The sequence below is a fragment of the Ornithinibacillus halotolerans genome (genome assembly GCF_014637405.1).
Classification (GTDB): domain Bacteria; phylum Bacillota; class Bacilli; order Bacillales; family Amphibacillaceae; genus Ornithinibacillus; species Ornithinibacillus halotolerans.
Genome location: NZ_BMEY01000011.1, coordinates 36624 through 53841 on the forward strand (window position 1 = coordinate 36624; position 17218 = coordinate 53841).

General features: G+C 36.2%; 20 protein-coding genes. 7 read left to right on the forward strand and 13 right to left on the reverse strand.

Going from position 1 to position 17218, the window contains the following annotated elements; genetic code table 11:
- Positions 1-71 precede the first annotated feature (71 nt).
- The 5 genes from sfsA to IEV35_RS11725 form a co-directional block, all read right to left on the reverse strand.
- On the reverse strand, positions 72-761 hold the full coding sequence (sfsA, locus tag IEV35_RS11705; protein WP_188384838.1) for a DNA/RNA nuclease SfsA: 690 nt from the start codon (positions 759-761) through the stop codon (positions 72-74).
- 43 nt (positions 762-804) lie between these two features.
- Positions 805-1251, reverse strand: a complete 447-nt coding sequence (locus IEV35_RS11710) for a hypothetical protein (protein ID WP_188384839.1) — start codon at positions 1249-1251, stop codon at positions 805-807.
- 264 nt (positions 1252-1515) lie between these two features.
- Complete coding sequence (gene rbsK, locus IEV35_RS11715; protein WP_188384840.1) at positions 1516-2436, reverse strand: ribokinase; 921 nt, start codon at positions 2434-2436, stop codon at positions 1516-1518.
- Positions 2437-2482: 46 nt separating this feature from the next.
- Positions 2483-3421, reverse strand: coding sequence for a nucleoside hydrolase (locus IEV35_RS11720; RefSeq protein ID WP_188384841.1), 939 nt, complete (start codon positions 3419-3421; stop codon positions 2483-2485).
- Positions 3422-3695: 274 nt separating this feature from the next.
- On the reverse strand, positions 3696-4937 hold the full coding sequence (locus IEV35_RS11725; protein ID WP_188384842.1) for a serpin family protein: 1242 nt from the start codon (positions 4935-4937) through the stop codon (positions 3696-3698).
- Between the two features lie 186 nt (positions 4938-5123).
- Between IEV35_RS11725 and IEV35_RS11730 the strand changes: the two genes are divergently transcribed.
- Together IEV35_RS11730 and IEV35_RS11735 are read left to right on the forward strand one after the other, a co-directional pair.
- Positions 5124-5261 carry a hypothetical protein gene (locus IEV35_RS11730; protein WP_188384843.1) on the forward strand — a complete coding sequence of 46 codons (138 nt, stop codon included), beginning with the start codon at positions 5124-5126 and terminating at the stop codon, positions 5259-5261.
- A gap of 249 nt (positions 5262-5510) precedes the next feature.
- Complete coding sequence (locus tag IEV35_RS11735) at positions 5511-5690, forward strand: hypothetical protein (RefSeq protein WP_188384844.1); 180 nt, start codon at positions 5511-5513, stop codon at positions 5688-5690.
- A 67-nt stretch (positions 5691-5757) separates the two neighbouring features.
- Here the strand turns inward: IEV35_RS11735 and IEV35_RS11740 are convergent, their stop codons facing one another.
- On the reverse strand, positions 5758-6033 hold the full coding sequence (locus tag IEV35_RS11740; RefSeq protein WP_188384845.1) for an amphi-Trp domain-containing protein: 276 nt from the start codon (positions 6031-6033) through the stop codon (positions 5758-5760).
- Positions 6034-6611: 578 nt separating this feature from the next.
- Here IEV35_RS11740 and IEV35_RS11745 point away from each other — a divergent pair.
- From IEV35_RS11745 to lepB, 4 genes are read left to right on the forward strand one after another with little or no spacing between them, the layout of a single operon-like run.
- Positions 6612-7037 carry a hypothetical protein gene (locus IEV35_RS11745; RefSeq protein WP_188384846.1) on the forward strand — a complete coding sequence of 142 codons (426 nt, stop codon included), beginning with the start codon at positions 6612-6614 and terminating at the stop codon, positions 7035-7037.
- Between the two features lie 21 nt (positions 7038-7058).
- Positions 7059-7838: a hypothetical protein gene (locus tag IEV35_RS11750; RefSeq protein ID WP_188384847.1), complete on the forward strand. Its 780-nt coding sequence runs from the start codon at positions 7059-7061 to the stop codon at positions 7836-7838.
- A gap of 57 nt (positions 7839-7895) precedes the next feature.
- Positions 7896-8378, forward strand: a complete 483-nt coding sequence (locus IEV35_RS11755; protein WP_188384848.1) for a hypothetical protein — start codon at positions 7896-7898, stop codon at positions 8376-8378.
- 48 nt (positions 8379-8426) lie between these two features.
- Positions 8427-8993 carry a signal peptidase I gene (lepB, locus tag IEV35_RS11760; protein ID WP_188384849.1) on the forward strand — a complete coding sequence of 189 codons (567 nt, stop codon included), beginning with the start codon at positions 8427-8429 and terminating at the stop codon, positions 8991-8993.
- Between the two features lie 177 nt (positions 8994-9170).
- Here the strand turns inward: lepB and IEV35_RS11765 are convergent, their stop codons facing one another.
- Genes IEV35_RS11765 through IEV35_RS11780 form a run of 4 tightly spaced genes read right to left on the reverse strand, consistent with a single transcriptional unit; the run spans position 9171 to position 13481 of the window.
- Positions 9171-9980 (reverse strand): carbohydrate ABC transporter permease, encoded by an 810-nt coding sequence (locus IEV35_RS11765; RefSeq protein WP_188384850.1) that lies wholly within the window; start codon positions 9978-9980, stop codon positions 9171-9173.
- A 12-nt stretch (positions 9981-9992) separates the two neighbouring features.
- Positions 9993-10934 carry a carbohydrate ABC transporter permease gene (locus tag IEV35_RS11770; RefSeq protein WP_188384851.1) on the reverse strand — a complete coding sequence of 314 codons (942 nt, stop codon included), beginning with the start codon at positions 10932-10934 and terminating at the stop codon, positions 9993-9995.
- A 58-nt stretch (positions 10935-10992) separates the two neighbouring features.
- Positions 10993-12291, reverse strand: coding sequence for a sugar ABC transporter substrate-binding protein (locus IEV35_RS11775; protein ID WP_188384852.1), 1299 nt, complete (start codon positions 12289-12291; stop codon positions 10993-10995).
- A 56-nt stretch (positions 12292-12347) separates the two neighbouring features.
- Positions 12348-13481, reverse strand: a complete 1134-nt coding sequence (locus tag IEV35_RS11780; RefSeq protein WP_188384853.1) for an ROK family transcriptional regulator — start codon at positions 13479-13481, stop codon at positions 12348-12350.
- Positions 13482-13791: 310 nt separating this feature from the next.
- On the opposite strand from IEV35_RS11780, the gene argH reads away from it, so the two are divergent.
- A complete protein-coding gene (argH, locus tag IEV35_RS11785) occupies positions 13792-15198 on the forward strand; it encodes an argininosuccinate lyase (protein ID WP_188384854.1) in 1407 nt (468 codons plus the stop codon).
- A 327-nt stretch (positions 15199-15525) separates the two neighbouring features.
- On the opposite strand, the gene IEV35_RS11790 is transcribed toward argH, so the two are convergent.
- The 3 genes from IEV35_RS11790 to IEV35_RS11800 form a co-directional block, all read right to left on the reverse strand.
- Positions 15526-16026, reverse strand: coding sequence for a VanZ family protein (locus tag IEV35_RS11790; protein WP_188384855.1), 501 nt, complete (start codon positions 16024-16026; stop codon positions 15526-15528).
- A 143-nt stretch (positions 16027-16169) separates the two neighbouring features.
- Positions 16170-16580: an NUDIX hydrolase gene (locus IEV35_RS11795; RefSeq protein WP_188384856.1), complete on the reverse strand. Its 411-nt coding sequence runs from the start codon at positions 16578-16580 to the stop codon at positions 16170-16172.
- A gap of 132 nt (positions 16581-16712) precedes the next feature.
- Positions 16713-17189: a hypothetical protein gene (locus IEV35_RS11800; protein ID WP_188384857.1), complete on the reverse strand. Its 477-nt coding sequence runs from the start codon at positions 17187-17189 to the stop codon at positions 16713-16715.
- Positions 17190-17218 lie beyond the last annotated feature (29 nt).

The window sequence follows — 17218 nt, forward strand, 5'->3', positions numbered from 1 at the left end:
TCGGGCGTAATATGGTTGATTAGCCAACATTTCGGTTGATTACCTATCCCCCTCCTCTTATTCAAAATAATTTAAGGTACCACAACTGGAACTTCCTTATCTATAACAAGCCCATCTTCTGTTACAATCGAATCATACGCCATAATCACCACTCCTTCTCGAAAAGCAGTTTGTAACGCACGAGAGAATTTCTCATCCATCTTCAAATGAGGTGTAAACGAGTGGCATCCTTTCATTTGAATGACAAATAATATCATTGCACGATACCCCTCTTCCCTTGCACGAATTAATTTAAGTACATGTTTCGTACCTCTAGAAGTTGGAGCATCGGGAAACATCGCCACACCATCTTGCTCTAGGGTGACACCCTTCACTTCAATGAACCCTTTCTCGTCTCCTTTTTCATAATAAAGATCAAATCGAGAATCACCATAAGTTACTTCTCGCTTCAACACGTCTACTTGGCTAATTTCCTTAATTTTTCCAGCCAGAATAGCTTCATAGGCAACCTTATTCGGTGCTTGGGAGTCAATATTCACTAGCCGCTCCTTCTTCCAGACGGAAATAAGAGAAAATCTAGTTTTTCGATTTGGATTTGTACTCCATTCTAATAATACATCAACTCCTGAGATCAATAATTCCTGTAATCTTCCAGTGTTTTTAATATGGACTTGTTCCAATACACCATCAATGAAAACTTCAGCGATAAAACGATTCACTTTTCTATGTAAAATACCATGTACTATTTTTCCGTATTTCATTACTTTTCCTCCGCTTGTCTCCGTCGGTTAGAGCTTAGTAAACTTACACTTCACGTAATAAACTTAATATTGTTTTTGCTAACTCATCCGCTTCTTCATCAGAATTGGTGTTTTTCATTTCCTCAATCATTTGTCTCACTTGCTCTTCCTTAGAGAAATGAGTTTGCCGGCATATACTGTCTACATAAACTTGATATATTAATGCTTCGTAATAATAAGGACGATCTGATTCAGTAATTATCCCCCGGAGCAAATCAATTTGATGTAGTTCTTCTTCGTTTAACCACTCACCTAGCGTTTTTTTCTTTTGCTTATTCCGCTCAATTGCTTGTAAATAAAGCGTTAGAATCTCTTTTTCTACTGCTAGTTTATCCAGAGATGTGGGAGCCTCTCTATAATTTTTCTCCAAATTACTCATACGTTTTTTCTCGATTTCCGATAACAAATCTAATTTTTCATCATCTAAATTTATTATTTCTTTCCAATTCATAGACGTCACCTGCTTCTGTGCAATTTTCCTCTTCTTTTATGTATTCGGTTAAAATTGGTTGCTTTCCTGCTTTTTTATACAAACTCTTGTAAATTAGTGCTATTTCACAAGTTCTATTTAAGTTTCTCTTAAGGTGTCTGACACCTCCCGAATAAGCGCGATTTTTGTCGATTAAGTTCGCTTTCCTTTAGGACGACGTAAGAGATTCTACGATAGAAAAAACAGGTGACCCTTATTATAAGGACACCTGCTAAAAGAATTTTATCATTCGACATTTTTCGAGTTATTTCGGGTGGTGTCAGACACCTTCATAGACACCTTCATAAATGTTGTTAATTCTGTTCGGGTTGGCATTCCGTCTTGTGCGCCGAATTTTTGTATAGATAATGCTGAGGCTGCATTTGCAAAAGTAATGGCATCTTCCAGGTCCATATTTTCTGAGATTGCAACGGCTAATGCACCATTAAATGTGTCCCCTGCACCAGTTGTGTCTACTGGGTTCACTGTATGGGCAGGTACTGTCACTTTTTGATGATCCCTATGATAAGAAACGCCTTTCTCCCCTTGAGTAATTATTAATTTACCATCCAGGTTTTCCTCCCCATGGAACAATTGCTTTGCTTCACTTTCATTTGGTGTTATGTATGTTGCTTTTGGCCAATAAGCAGCAGGCAATTGTTTTGCAGGTGCAGGATTGACGATAATCGGAATGTTATGTTCATGACAAAAATCTAAACAATACAGAATAGTTTCATCAGGAATTTCAAATTGGACTAATACTAGGTCGCTCGACTTCATTTCCTGTTCAAATTGTTTTACATATTCTGGTGTCACTTCATAATTCGCACCAGGGACAATAATAATTCGATTATCACGATCAGAGATTAAAATATTAGCCGTACCTGTATTAATATTTGGGACTTTTCCAATCATCTTCGTGGAAACACGTTCCTTTTCTAACGATTGAATCATATCTTGTCCATGTTGATCATCTCCGACTCTCCCGATCATTTGGACATTTGCCCCTAGACGCGCAGCAGCAACCGCCTGATTCGCACCTTTTCCACCAGGGTTCGTTTGAAACCTTTCTCCCATCACGGTTTCTCCTTGTTCAGGCATCTGACAAAATACTGTTACTAAGTCAATGTTAATACTACCGATGACGGTTATGGTTGGAGTATTCATCTCGCATCTCTCCATTTCTTTCAATAAATCTATCGTATTTCTTTAATTAAGAGTACGATTCTAATGCTTTTTTCATTAAATCCCAAAACTTGTTTCCATCTAAATTAGTTGCAAATTGAACATTCGGCTCTTTCCCAGTTACACCAAGTACATCGACACATGTCATCCCGTATGTATGCTCACCCTTTGTTTCAATATCGACATGAACATGCTTCATTTCAAAAATAGTTGGATCAATTAAATAGGCAACCGTGCAAACGTCATGAACTGGTCCAGCTTCAAATCCAAAATGTTCTTTATACGTCTTATTGAAAAACTGTAACAGTTCCACAACAAAATGAGCCACTTTATTATCAATAGTTGAAAGTTCATTAACGACTGTTTCTGTCGCAAGTGCTTGATGGGTTACATCTAAGCCGAACATCGTGATCGGTGCCCCACTTTCAAACACGACTTTTGCTGCTTCTGCATCTACGTATATATTGAACTCTGCAGCTGGTGTCCAATTACCAAATGTACCGCCACCCATTAAAACAATTTCCTTTATTTTTGGAATGATTTTAGGTTCGCGGATCATTGCCATAGCAATATTAGTCAATGGACCAGTTGGAACTAACGTAATATCTCCTTCTGATTCTAATACCTTTTCGATAATGAGATCGACGGCATGTTGTTCGATTATTATCTTTGTCGGATTTTCTGGAAGCTTTGGTCCATCAAGGCCACTCTCACCGTGAATTTCCTCGGCAATTTCTTTTTCCTTAATTATCGGTCTATCTGCCCCTTGTGCAACCGGAACATCTTCTAACCCAATTATATCGCATACTTTTAACGCATTTAATGTATTTTTTTCAACTTCTACATTTCCTGCAACTGTTGTAATTGCCTCGATTTGTAATGTACTTACTTTGGATGCTGCTAAAATAATAGAAATTGCATCATCATGTCCTGGATCACAATCTAAAATAACTTTCACATTGCTCATTGCATAGTCCTCCTTTAAAAATACCCCTGTTGTTGATCACTTAAAGAATTCTATCAATATTTCTTCACCATGAACTGGTGCATTCCGATAATTATAGCAAATGATGTACCATGATGTAACTCATACCAATATCCTCCCACTAATTTCCAATCCCATTCCAGTGTATGTTGTAGAGGTGCCTGACACCTCCCGGATTATGTCGAAACAAGTCGAATGAACAGATTTTGCATAAAAAAAACAGCTCCAATATATATGGAGCTGGTCAGCAATTCTCTTACCCTTGTGGATTTGTAATCCTTCCCACGAACAGAATGCTTCCTGATTTGTCGTCGGTAATAACGAAGAAAAATGGGCGGTCTACTTTCATATAAAATGGTTGTTCACTAGCAGTAGATTCTGTAACAACTACTACCGATGTAACTGCTGCCGCTTCTGTTCCTTCTTCATGTACTTCGATAAACGTCTTTTGTTTTATTTCACTAATCCAGATTGGAACTTTTTCATCAACCATCTTTGTAAAATTCGCTTCATTTGTAAATGCACCATTCATTCCTAAGTTCTTTAGGACATCATTTAAATGCACGTCATATTCTACTTGAAATGAAGGCAAAACAACGGTCCCCTGTTTCTGTTTAAATGCAGCATTCCACTTTTTCCAGTTTTCTTCTGTAAGCAGATTGATGAATTCAACTAATTCGATTTCCTTATTTGGTAAGAATACTTTCATGCTCATCTCCTCTTCCCCATATGGAAGCGAAACTGCCTGAAAATACTCATTTTCTTGGTAAGATATTTTTTCATGGAGTGTCATAAATGCAATTTCTTTTTCGATATTGTCACTTAAATGGAACGTACCGACTTCAGTCTGCTTTTTATCAAATGCATACTTCCAATCTCCCTTAAAATAGATGGCATTTAATAGTATCGATACTAAATCAGGATCCAGTGGCGGCTCTACAATTCCATCTATTTTTTTATTTGTTGCCTCTTTCACCCAATTATTCATTCGTTTTGTCGAATCACTATCCCCTATTGCAATTTCTTCGATAGTTGCATGAAAGTAATCTTCTGTATGATTAGCAAATTCCTCTTGAAAGTGAAACCGTTCATTTAACCAGATTGAATTCGCAATTTGAAGTTGAATTTCATCTGAATTCTTATGCAATATGTTCATCCATGAAGCATTGGCCTTATTTAAATCCTGAGCATCTACCCCATCTACATGTAATATATCGGCAATTTCTTTCTTTGTTTCTCCATCTGCCCCGTTATAAATCATCGATAAAGCCATATATAAACTAGTTGGAGAAAGTAAAATATTTCCGTCCGAGTCCGCATCTACCAAAGGTAACAGATCAAATCCTAATTGATTATTGGCTCGAACTATTTTCTTATAGTCTGTCTTCCCAAATTCTACATCACTATGTATGATTGGCGCATTAACATTCTTCTCCCCACAACTAACTATAAGTGTACAAATACTCGTTAAAAGCAATACACGTAAAAATTTAACCAACAATGTCCTCACCTCACTAGATAAGACGAACAAAGGCGACAAAACGTTTCATTTCACTAACTAATCCACTTTACAAAATACGACAAACTTCGACGGGTGTCAGACACCTGTATAAAAATGTTAAATTGTGGAAGGATAGCTTTTAATAAGTAAATGCGCGGTTTGCATTAGAAAGGAGGTAACTTCATGGCCAAGCGAAAGAAGAATCGTAACTCAGCTCCAGCAGAAGTAACCAACAACGCTAATGACACCGAATTTGCGGTAGAATTTACACAGAGTAAAAAAGCAAGAAAACGCGCTGCACGAGAGAAGAAAAAGAAATAACTAGCATCTTGTTAGTTAGATGCTAGTAGCAAATTAGTTCAAGTACCGTATGTATTGTCTAGGTACTATACAATTCTCTTGCGCAAGAAAAGGTTGCAATCTTCCCAAATGATTGCAACCTTTTCTCCCCCGTACACCATAACCCCACTTACAAAAACCCCTCCAAATACTAATACCAAATATAAATATAAAAATTGATTATCGTAAACAATAAGCATGTTTCTTATATAGATTAAGGGAGTGAGCGTCATGGATAATAAGAATGAAGACAAAAGAAAGAAGAAAAATGATGAAAAAATGGATGGTGCCAATGTAGGTGTCGTTCCAGGGGACACAATGGCAACTGCACTTGACCCATTTGGTTCTGCAGCAGGTCCTATTTCGGTGGAGAACTCTGTTACTGATGAAGATGAAAAGAAAGAGCTATAGGGACTCCTTACTAACTGTCAAAGGAACGAGATTATTAGTCCTCGTTCCTTTTTAGCATCTAGAGAAGTTATTTAATATCCATTGGTCTTGTTTTATTTTCTTGTGAATTCCATTTAAATTCAATTTCAAACTCATGCTTATTCCCTTTTACTTCATACTCATATTCAACTTTTAACTGATTGGAAGGAGAGACTTCTACATACTCTTCCCCTTGGGCAAATGTAAACTTCCCATCTTCTTTCAGTTTCTTTGCCATCTTTTCCAGCATAGTAGCAAATTCGATTACACTCTGTTTTTCCTCATGATCAATGAGAACTTTTTTCGTTGGTTTTTCCTGTTCCATACTATTTCCTCCTCTACCTATTCTTAAAACTATTATACCTTAGAACATTGGAAACATATGCCATTCGTCAATATTCGAGCTTTTTCGGGAGGTGTCAGACACCTTTGGAGAAAAAATGAGTAGTTTTACCTAGCATATTTTTATTTTTGTCTTTTTTGTTAAAAATAGTGCAGTTGGACTCCTCCTTAACTCCTGTATGTGACAAATTCCTCTTACTTTTTCAGCGATAAAAATAGGTCATATTCACTATAAAGAACACTTCCCTAGTTTAAATACATTGAATTTTCCATCAACATTAAAAAAGAAAGAAAACTAAAGATAATTAAAGAAAAACAAAGCAATAACATGATTTATTACTAATTTCAACCGTTTTTAATACTTTGCAAACGCTATAATTTCTCATAATGTAAGGACAAGTTAATTCTTTATAACGAACAACTAACAACTTTGTAAAGAACATAATCTCCATTCTCTGTTACTAGCAAAAGGAGGGATATAGAGGTAGCTTGCCATTGACGGAAAATCATTCTGTGATAAATTTGCAAGCTATAGAAATTTAATAAGAAGGCAGGTAGTTTATGGTGAAGAAAGTTAGCATATTTGGCCTTATTTTTCTACTTCTACTTACATGTACAACCGTATTTGCACAAGAAAATCCAAGAGACAAGCTACAAAATTGGAGTACGAATCTACTCTCTTCCTATCCTTCTAAGCTTTTAGAACTGCTAGCAGAAACGAATCTATTATCAGAAATAGATTTGGAACAGATAAACGAATTAGCATCTAATGAGATGGATCAATTTCATTCATCGATTATTTCTAGTAGAAAACAAGATGTGGAAAATTACCAGAGAAATTATTATCAGCGGTTAATAGAAACAAAAGCAAACTTATTAGAAGTAGATTTCGAGGAATATTCAAAGTTGAAACAGGAAGAGTTAGAAAATGAGATTACCACGGAAATCGAGGATTTTCTTCACGATTTGTTAGTTGAACAAAAATAATATATAAAGGGAGCAATGAAAATGAAATTAAAAACAGTTAAAGGAAAATTAATCGCAGGTGCTGTAACAGTCGGACTAGTATCAGGAATTGGATTTACGTTTGCGAACACAGATGCAGGTGGAAAGTTAAGTGATTGGTATGACGCTGCATTCAACAATACGGCAGCATCCATTGAAAGCCAAGTATCAGAATATGCAGAAGGAAAGATTCCTGAAATTGAGGAGAGAATGGCACAGAACGAAGAATATGTTACAGAAAACCTTACTGTAAAGAAGAATTCTGAAGCTAGAATTCATAAAAATGAAATTAATAAGGCAAAAGAAAGTCATTTAGCAGCGTTAGAAAGCGAAAAACAAGAGATTCTAGATGATATGGGTAGAAAATTTTATCAAGAAGTTTTCCTTCCTGGATTAAATCAAATTCAAACAGCTGCTGCAGAAGGACTTGAACAAGCAACTACAAGCTTAACAGGATTTACAAATGAAAAAAGTGAAGAAGTAATTGGTGACTTGACTAATCAACTTAACACCGCTCGTGATAATGCTGTTGCAGAGTTAGAAGCAGCTATCGAAGAAGCACAAGCAGAAATTAGAGCTGCGTTAGAAAGTCAAGAAGAGAGTTCCGTTTACAGTTTAACCCAACGCGTTAATCTTGCAGTAAGTGATTTGAAACAATCAATGAATGACATATCTAAAGCCCTTGTTCAAGAACAATTTGCTTTAATTGAAGCAACTGCAGAACAATTAACAAATGATGCGAAAGATGCACTTGATAACGTTGTTGCTGGCGCAGACGAATAAAAGTTTTTCAGGGTCCCAAATCTTGGGACCCTACTTATACATTGAGGAGGTTTACCCGTGAAAAAGAAACTAACGAAATTACGATTACTAGTTGGAGCTATTCTTTTAACAATCATTATTGGTAGTAGTTTAAATGTCGCTTTTGCCAATCAAGATATTTCTTCTATGTTAATTAGTTGGTTTGAGAAAAATAGAGTCGAATCTATTGAAAGAATTGAATCAGCTATTTATAGTGAAAAAGAAAAACAAATAGAGCGGTTAAAAGAAGAGCTGCGATTAGAAATTGAACAGGCTAAAGAACAATTGGAATTATTTACGGAAGCTGAAAAACAAAAACGGGTACAGGAACTACAAAATTATGCTGATTCGTTAATAAGCAACTTAGATGTCGATATGTCTAATGATAAAGACGCTATTCTCGAGCAATATGAATTGATTATGCAAGAGGCAATTGAAAAAATGAATATGGTTGAAATGGATACGAGTCAATCAACGATTTCGAGTGGAACGGGAGACGAATCTGGGGATTCACAAGAATAGATGAGTAATTGGTAAAAACTTTAGAAGATTACATGGTTCGTACACCAAATGAAAATAGAGAGGATAGATGATAGATTGGATGCTCAAGCAATTGATCTAGTTACTAAAAACAAAGAAAAAGAAACTGAAAAAACAAGCTGGGTAAGTTGGGGCCTATACATTGTAATCATCGCTGCAGTATTCCTCATATTTCGGTATGTCATTGGAATCACTATCATAAGTGGGAACTCGATGGCTAACACGATGGAGCATAATGATGTCATCTTATCTAGTAATCTATTTTATCAACCAGAACGAAACGACATTATTATTTTCCGAGATGAACATGGTTTTGATGTGATTAAACGAATCATCGCCTTGCCGAACGAAACAGTGGAAATAACGAATGGAGTTGTCTTAGTGAATGGTAAAGCCATTGAAGAAGAATATTCGATTGGCGTACCAAATGATATGGAAAAAGTCGTTGTTAGTGAAAACTCCTATTTCGTTATGGGAGATAATCGAACTCCCGGAGAAAGCCTAGACAGTAGAAGTGAAGAAATTGGCACCATTCCCGAAAACCGAATTCAAGGCGAAGCAATCCTATCCCTCTGGCCATTTCACATCCTGAAATAATGGCAGTGTTGCAATAACGGTGTCTGACACCTCCCGAAGTTTGTCGAATGTCCCCCTTTATTTATTTTCGACAAACTTCGCGCTTTTTCGGGAGGTGTCAGGCACGCCCAAGAAGGCACCCCTATAATACAAAACAACGAGGGAGGCGTATTGTGCGCCTCCCTCGCTTCATTTTTATTATTTCATTCCTGTTAACGTTATTCCTTTAATAATATGTCTTTGTAGGAAGATGAATACGATAATTAGTGGGATTACGGAAATTGTTGCTCCAGTCATAATTAAATGCCATTGGGACTCTGCTTCTCCAGATGAGAAGAAAGATAATCCTACCGGTAAAGTCCGTAAGTCTGGACTTTCTATAACAATCAACGGCCATAGGAATGCATTCCAGTTACTTAAGAATGTAAAGATTCCTAACGCTGACATCGCTGGCCAAACTTGGGGCATGGCGACTTTAAAGAAAATCGCGAATTCATTCATCCCATCAATTCGAGCAGCATTTAATAGATCATCTGGAATTTGTTCCATATATTGCTTCATTAAAAATACTCCAAACCCTGTCATTAGCCCTGGGAATAGGATCCCCCAATAACTATCAGTCCACCCTAAGTCCGAACTCATCATATACCAAGGAATAATTAGCATTTCGGTCGGAACCATTAATGTACTTAAAATTAATAAGAATAAAGCTCCACGACCAATAAAGTTGAACTTTGCAATGATATAGCCGACTAACGTATCAAAAAACAACACACTGATGGTCGTTATAATAGCAACAATAATACTATTTATAAACCACTTTAGGAATAAGCTTTCCTCAAATACTTTTTTATAGTTATCCAATGTTAAATTCTCTGGAATAATGTCCAGTGTAAAAATCTCCATCGGTGGTTTTAAGGAGGTGGAGATCATCCATATAAATGGGAATAACATAACCCCAGAACCTAGAATTAATAATACGTAAGTGATAATTTTTCTAAGTTTCATCGTGCCCCCTCCTTAGTAATCGAACTTTCTCGTTAGTACTTTCATTTGGAACAAGGTTAGCCCTAATATAAATAGGAACAATATCACTGTCGCTGCCGAAGCTAATCCTAAATCAAATTGACGGAATGCGAGCTGGTAAATATACACAACGACGGTTATGGTCGAATGAAGTGGTCCCCCACTCCCATCCATACTCATATTGATAACTTGTGTAAAGGATACTTGAATAAAGTTAATCGTTCCAATAACCGCTGAGAATACGATCGTAGGATTTAATAAAGGAACGGTTACTTTCCAAAACTTTTGCCATGGTGTTGCCCCGTCAATATCTGCCGCTTCATAAAGCATTTGCGGAATATTCTCTAGCCCAGCTAAAAATAATACCATTTGGAACCCAATTGCTTGCCATATCATTGCGCCAATTATTACGTAAATAGCTTGGTCTGGTGAGTTCAAAAATGGTTGTGGTGGTAGCCCAAGATTGATCAATATATCATTGATAATTCCATTCTTCATTAAAATCCATTGGAATACCCAGCTTATCGCTACAATACTAGTTACATATGGGATAAAATAAATTACTCGGAAAAAGCCAACAAATTTATTAATTCTATGTAATAACAGTGCAACAATCATTCCAAAGGCTAGCTGACCGATTACTCCAACAACAATATAGATTAATGTGTTTACGATGGATTTAATAAAAACTTCATCTTTAAATAACGCAATGTAGTTATCCAAACCAACTAGTGGATGTGGTCCAGAGGATAATAAATTCCAATCTCGAAATCCAACATTAAATGTGAATAATGTCGGTAAAATACGTATTCCTAAATAGAATAAAATCGGTAAAATTAAGCAGATATATACGAATAATAACTGCTGATACCGATAATTCGTTCTTACTTTTTGAAAGAAAGAAGCTTTTTTCTTTTTTTCTACCGACTGACTCATGTTGCACCTCCTTTAGATGTTAGGGACCAAAGGTTTAACCCTTTGATCCCTTTGAAACTTACTTATCGCCCCAATACTCATCATATAGAGCTTGTGTTTTTTCTACTAGTTCGTTAAATGCTTCTTCTACGTCCATTCCTTCTAATAACACTTTGTTGGCTGCATCAATAACTAGCTCACGTTCTTTTGTCTCGTCAACGAAGAAGTGGGCATTAGCAAAAGGTAATGAGTTGATGAATGGACCATAAAGTTCATCATTTACATATTTATCTTGCATTGCAACTTCTTCTTTCGCTGGTAGTTCACCTGTTGCATCTAGCCATCTTTCCATAACATCTTGACTTGTTAGGAATTTCAAGAACTTAATGGATGCTTCTAGTTTTTCACCTTCAACATCTTTTGTAATTCCATTTGTCCAGAAGGATGCGTTTGTTGATTGTATACCATCTTTTCCTGGCATTGGCGCAACCGCATAGTTTAGATTTTCTGCATCACGTTGTAATGTTCCTAAACGGAAAGATCCGTCTACGTTCATCGCTGCTTTCCCAGTCATAAATGCAGTTACGTCGTCTGTATAGAATCCTACTTCAGAGGTACCTAATTCAGTTGGGAAGCTTAACCAATATTTAAATGCTTCTAGTCCAGCATCTGAGTCGCCCCATACTACTGTCTTACGATCTTCACTTAGAACTTCTCCACCAGCTTGGTATGTTAAACCATCACGTAACCAGTGGTGACCTTGCTGTGCTGGCTCCCAAGCCATACCAGATTGCTCAAGACGGTCGCCATCTTTCTTCGTTAATTTAACTGCGTAATCTGCTAGCTCTTCCCAAGTTTCTGGAGGACTGTTCGGATCAAGTCCAGCTTCTTCAAAAAGGTCTTTGTTATAGAATAAAGCAGCCGTTCTTACTGCAGTTGGAATTGTCCAATATTCTCCATCCATTTTCGTTGCCTGTACTAATGGGAAGAATTCTGCTTCAATTTCATCATGTGGGAAATCCTCCTGTGGAAGTGGTTGTAAATATCCTGCATCTACATAAGAAGGAACCCAACCATAGAATAAGTTAATGACATCAGGACCTTTCCCTGCTGGCACTTGAGCAGCAACTTGTTCATTGTAGTTATCATATGGGAAAGTTGTTTGTTCTACTTTAATACCTGGGTTTGCTTCCTCAAATTCCTTAATTAACTCATCCATTAGATCTACTTTAGAAGCAAATTCATACTGCCAATACTTGATGGTAACGACATCGGAATCCCCATTACTTGAATTTCCATTATCGTTATCACCTGAACATGCTGCTAAAACAGTGATGAAAAGTACACTTAATAACAATACATGCCATCTTTTAAACATAAAGTTTCCCCCTATTATTAATAATTTTATTTAAAGATTAGTAGTCTATGTAACTATTAATCTTTTAAAATGGATTCATATTCCTTTAAAAATAAATAGCCAGCACCGATCATCGATACATTTTCTACAGATGTTACAACGATATCGGCATGAATTGGTACATGCTTCTTAATTGTTGAACGAAGCTTTGGTAGAAAATAGTGAATGGACTTGGAAATTCCGCCACCAAGGATGATGCGCTCCGGGTTTAAGATGGAAATGACATTAATTAATGAAAACGCTAGATGGGATAACGATTCTTCGACAATCTCAAGTGCGATCGGATTTCCTTCAATTGCTTGTTCAAATACTTCTTTTGCAGAATGGCCAGTTGCTAGCGTTTGTTTTTCCATTTTCCGTGCAATGGCAGGACCACCTACATGACTATCTAAAAATCCATAGCCTTTAAATGTATGTTCATAATTGCTCTCCGCGATTCGTCTATCTGTTACCATATAACCGATCTCACCTGCAGAAAAAGAAGCACCCCGATATAGTTTGCCATCAAGAATTATTCCACACCCGACACCAGTCCCCAATGTAATCATTAAGAACGTATCACAAGACGTCCCTTCCCCCTTCCACTGTTCACCGAGTACTGCAACATTGACATCATTATCAATATAGACTGGGAACGGAAGAAGTTTTTCTAATTGAGTTTTTAGCGGGATATTTTCAAAACCAATACTTGGAGCATCGATAACGATACCTTTATCTACATTGGTAATTCCAGGTACACCTATTCCCATGCCAAGAATCATCGTATGCTCTAGATTGCTCTCTTCTATTAAACGCTTTGTATTGGAAGCTAGTGTTTCAATAAAGGAATCGCCAACATTAGGTTGGGTTGGAAATTGAGTATGGTATTTAATATCACCAACGAGATTCATAATCGCTAGTTCTACAGTTGTTCCTCCAATGTCCATGCCGATGACGTAGTAAGCATCCTCATTAAAATAAATATGGAATGGCTTCCTACCTCCACTAGAGCTAGCATTTTCACTTTCCTCTTCACGAATCCATTGTTCTGTTAAAAGTTCATCGACGATGTTTGATACAGTAGGCTTACTAATGACAAGTGCTTTCGCAATTTCTGTTCGGGAGTGACCCTGGTTTTGCTGTATGTATTTTAAGATCCGCTTCTTGTTCAAATATCGTATCGAACGAGAGTCAGATTGATGGTCATAATTCGTTGTAATATCTGTCCACTCCCTTCTTTACTTCTTTAGTTAGTAAATTTTACTAATTAACTGAAAATAATAATACTATGAATATTCTATTATGTCAACGCTTGCAATATACGTATTAATTACTAATTAGTATAACATTTATAACAACTTTATCACTATTTGTATATCATATTGGTGTTTACAATAGAAATACTTTCACATAGAATAAGAAGTAATATGAAGATTAGTAAGTTACTTTTACTAACCTATAACGAATGAATGAGGTGTTTTTATGACTACCGAATTAGAGAAGTTCCAAGCGCAAGACGGAAAAAAATTCCCCGGAAAAACATATGTGGAAGAATTATTAAAGCCTGTTTTCAATGATCAAAAAGAACATTTATTTGATGCGATGTTTCTCATTCATCGAGCCCATACGACGATGCTTATGGAGCAAGGAATTTTAACTGTAAATGAAGGAAACACCATACTTTCCGGTGTAAATGAAGTAGAAAAAATGGATCGAAATCTACTTCAGTACAGTGAACAATTTGAGGATCTATTTTTTCTAGTAGAGTCAGAGATTGGTAAAGTGATTGGGGATGAATTAGCTGGAAAAATGCATATTGCTAAAAGTAGAAATGATATGGGAGAAGCAATGTACCGGATTGTACTACGAGACTACTTGAAGCAATTGATCGCGGATACTCAAGGATTAGCGGAAGCGATTCTTCGTCAAGCAGAGGCACATGTTGAAACGGTTATGCCTGCCCACACCCATACCCAACCAGCACAAGCAACTACATTTGGACATTATCTTGTTGCCATCTATGACAATGTAACGAGAGACATTACACGATTAAAGCAGGCCTATCAAACTGTCAATCAATCACCAATGGGAGCTGCTGCTATAACTACTTCTGGATTCCCTATTAATCGAGAAAGAATGGTTGAATTACTAGATTTTGATGGATTAATCGAAAACTCGTATGATGCGATTGGGACTGGGGATTACTTAATTGAATCGGCGCAAGCGCTTATTAGTGTCATGACGAATATGGGGCGTTGGATTCAAGAGTTATTGCGGATGGCTTCTAAAGAAGTTGATTTATTAAAAGTGTCCGATGCGTATGTGCAGATTAGTAGTATTATGCCACAGAAACGAAATCCAGTGTCGATGGAACATTCCCGTGCGTTAGCAAGTAGTGCAGCTGCAGAAGGGTTAGCAGTCATCCATATGTTACACAACACGCCATATGGTGATATAAATGATTCCGAAGATGACCTGCAACCACATTTATATGCTGGATTCAAAAAAGCCTTACGGGTTACACGAATAATGCGTGCCGTTATCATCACCCTAGAATTCAATAAAGAACGAGCGTATCAACAAGCACGAGAAAATATGATTACGATCACGGAGCTTGCTGATGTACTTGCCCGGGACTATGGTGTCTCCTTCCGTAAAGCCCATCATAAAGCTAGTATAATTGCCAAGAAAGCAACAGCAAATAAGTTGGAATTATATGAAATCCCAGTAGAAACGATCAATGCATGGATGGAAGATGTAGAACTGTCCCTCGACGATTGGAATGCCATCATCGACCCAAGACAATTCGTAGAAAGAAGAAAAGTAACCGGCGGCACTAACCCAGACATCGTCCGCCAAATGATCCAAAAACGTAAAAATGGTGTCTGACACCTCCCGAAATTTGTCATTTATTGTCGAACATAAAAAGCAAGAGAACTTTTCTAACGGGTTCGGTTTAGGGAGAGAACATTACAAATAACATTACGTTTAGAGAAGCTATTAGCAAATGATTAGCTTCTCTATTTTTGTTGTTATTTAAGCGTAATAAAAGATATATGTTTTACTATATTCCTTGCATTAATCATTCATATGATGGGATCCGCAAATATTTAGAAGATTAAACTCCAAAACAAAAGGTACCACTTCTTTTATAGATGTGATACCTTTTACCTTTTTCAACTTTTGCTACTTCTTTTTCAGAATAAGCCTTAGATATTACCTAAATTCTCTTTCGTTCCTTTTACCTTTTAACAACATAGTAAGGTATTTTAATAGGAAGTAGCCTAGTATACCACCAATAGTATTTAAAATTAGATCGTCAAAATCAAAACTACCGAATTGAAAAATAAGTTGTAATAATTCAAATGTAAGGCTCAAGCTAAAAGTGGCAATAATAACAGTCTTTAGTTTTTGGAACCTTTCAGATAATAATGGAAATAGAAAACCAAAAGGTACAAAACCAATTATGTTACCAATTAGGTTGTTTAATCTTATGCCAATACTAATATGTCCCCAATCTAAAAGTAAATAGTAAATGATCGTTTTAAATGGGATGAAATTGTGGTGTTGTAAAAATATCCTTGAATTATCAAAGTTAAATGTAAAATGATTTACGATGTCCGATGGGTGCATATATTTAAATAATATATATGAAGAAAGAATAGATAGATATATACATAACGATATAGATACTAAGAGTTTTATAGTGACTCTCAAAGATGATCACTTCCATTTCAATTTCTAATAATTTCAATTAATATTTTTTCAATAAAACTAATGTGGCCGACTATTAAACTTTCAAATAACAAAATACATTTGTTGTACTAAAGCACCTTTAGTTGAAGAAGGTGCAAGGTGTATTAACCCTGGAATGTATATGGAGATGAAGCTTTAAGTAGGCTATCTACACCATTACGATGATAAGGCATTAATTCATTAGCCTCTTGTATGTCTACCCATTCTATTTCTGAGATTTCATCTTTATCTATAATGGAGATTTCTCCTTCGATGACTTTTGCTTTAAATGTTATAAATAAAGCATGATGGCCCTTTTCTTTAAACATTGCTTCATTGACGGCTATAATTTCACCAGCTTCAATTGTTAAATTTGTTTCTTCCTTAACCTCTCGAATAACTGCTTGTTCTAAAGTTTCCCCTTGTTCCACTGCACCACCAGGTAGAGACCAACCTCCATCCCTGTTATTAACCATAAGGATTTTTTTCTCATCCTCTTTATAAATAAATGCATATGCTACATCCACTCTAATCATTTCTTTCTCACTCCTAACTATTTCAAGGTTAAATAAACAAGATTAAATCAGAATGTACTTCATAACCCCTGCCACTTTAATAAAAAATGACCTACCTATTTGCAATCTACTTTATGCGTTAGAGCACCCCGTTCAACATGGAAGAATATCAGACAAATCGATAAATTCCAGTTCCATTTCTGCTTCTGCCTTCGAACGATAAACGGTAATTTTATCATAGGGTTTCAAGTTGTCTTGCCACGTTCCTATATTACTCAGAAAATATTCTATGTTTTCATAAATAATAAAGCACTCTAAATCTCTATTGATATAACAAATTGGTGCGTCACTTTCCGAATCATACTGTTGATAAACAGTTCCGATAAATCCACCTTTACTATCTTTCGCCATAATATCTACATGTGGAACCGTAAAAAACTCTAAACTTGGAATATCATCGTCAAAAATAAATTGAATATCATAATCGCTAGCAAATTTTTGATACTCTTCATTTTTATAGTGAGCACTCATAGGAAAAATTGTTGTCCCTGCTGGAATAACTTCCGTATCTTCTATATCTACAACCACGGCTTTAGGTAATGCTGTTCTATCCAGATAAACTTTTCGCATATAAACCCCCGTTTAATCTTATTTTAAAG

Excerpts from the sequence above, each read along its gene's own strand:
- sfsA (WP_188384838.1), bottom strand. The coding sequence starts at position 761 with ATGAAATACGGAAAAATAGTACATGGTATTTTACATAGAAAAGTGAAT.
- IEV35_RS11710 (WP_188384839.1), bottom strand. The coding sequence starts at position 1,251 with ATGAATTGGAAAGAAATAATAAATTTAGATGATGAAAAATTAGATTTG.
- rbsK (WP_188384840.1), bottom strand. The coding sequence starts at position 2,436 with ATGAATACTCCAACCATAACCGTCATCGGTAGTATTAACATTGACTTA.
- IEV35_RS11720 (WP_188384841.1), bottom strand. The coding sequence starts at position 3,421 with ATGAGCAATGTGAAAGTTATTTTAGATTGTGATCCAGGACATGATGAT.
- IEV35_RS11730 (WP_188384843.1), top strand. The coding sequence starts at position 5,124 with ATGGCCAAGCGAAAGAAGAATCGTAACTCAGCTCCAGCAGAAGTAACC.
- IEV35_RS11735 (WP_188384844.1), top strand. The coding sequence starts at position 5,511 with ATGGATAATAAGAATGAAGACAAAAGAAAGAAGAAAAATGATGAAAAA.
- IEV35_RS11740 (WP_188384845.1), bottom strand. The coding sequence starts at position 6,033 with ATGGAACAGGAAAAACCAACGAAAAAAGTTCTCATTGATCATGAGGAA.
- IEV35_RS11745 (WP_188384846.1), top strand. The coding sequence starts at position 6,612 with ATGGTGAAGAAAGTTAGCATATTTGGCCTTATTTTTCTACTTCTACTT.
- IEV35_RS11750 (WP_188384847.1), top strand. The coding sequence starts at position 7,059 with ATGAAATTAAAAACAGTTAAAGGAAAATTAATCGCAGGTGCTGTAACA.
- lepB (WP_188384849.1), top strand. The coding sequence starts at position 8,427 with ATGAAAATAGAGAGGATAGATGATAGATTGGATGCTCAAGCAATTGAT.
- IEV35_RS11765 (WP_188384850.1), bottom strand. The coding sequence starts at position 9,980 with ATGAAACTTAGAAAAATTATCACTTACGTATTATTAATTCTAGGTTCT.
- IEV35_RS11770 (WP_188384851.1), bottom strand. The coding sequence starts at position 10,934 with ATGAGTCAGTCGGTAGAAAAAAAGAAAAAAGCTTCTTTCTTTCAAAAA.
- IEV35_RS11775 (WP_188384852.1), bottom strand. The coding sequence starts at position 12,291 with ATGTTTAAAAGATGGCATGTATTGTTATTAAGTGTACTTTTCATCACT.
- argH (WP_188384854.1), top strand. The coding sequence starts at position 13,792 with ATGACTACCGAATTAGAGAAGTTCCAAGCGCAAGACGGAAAAAAATTC.
- IEV35_RS11795 (WP_188384856.1), bottom strand. The coding sequence starts at position 16,580 with ATGATTAGAGTGGATGTAGCATATGCATTTATTTATAAAGAGGATGAG.
- IEV35_RS11800 (WP_188384857.1), bottom strand. The coding sequence starts at position 17,189 with ATGCGAAAAGTTTATCTGGATAGAACAGCATTACCTAAAGCCGTGGTT.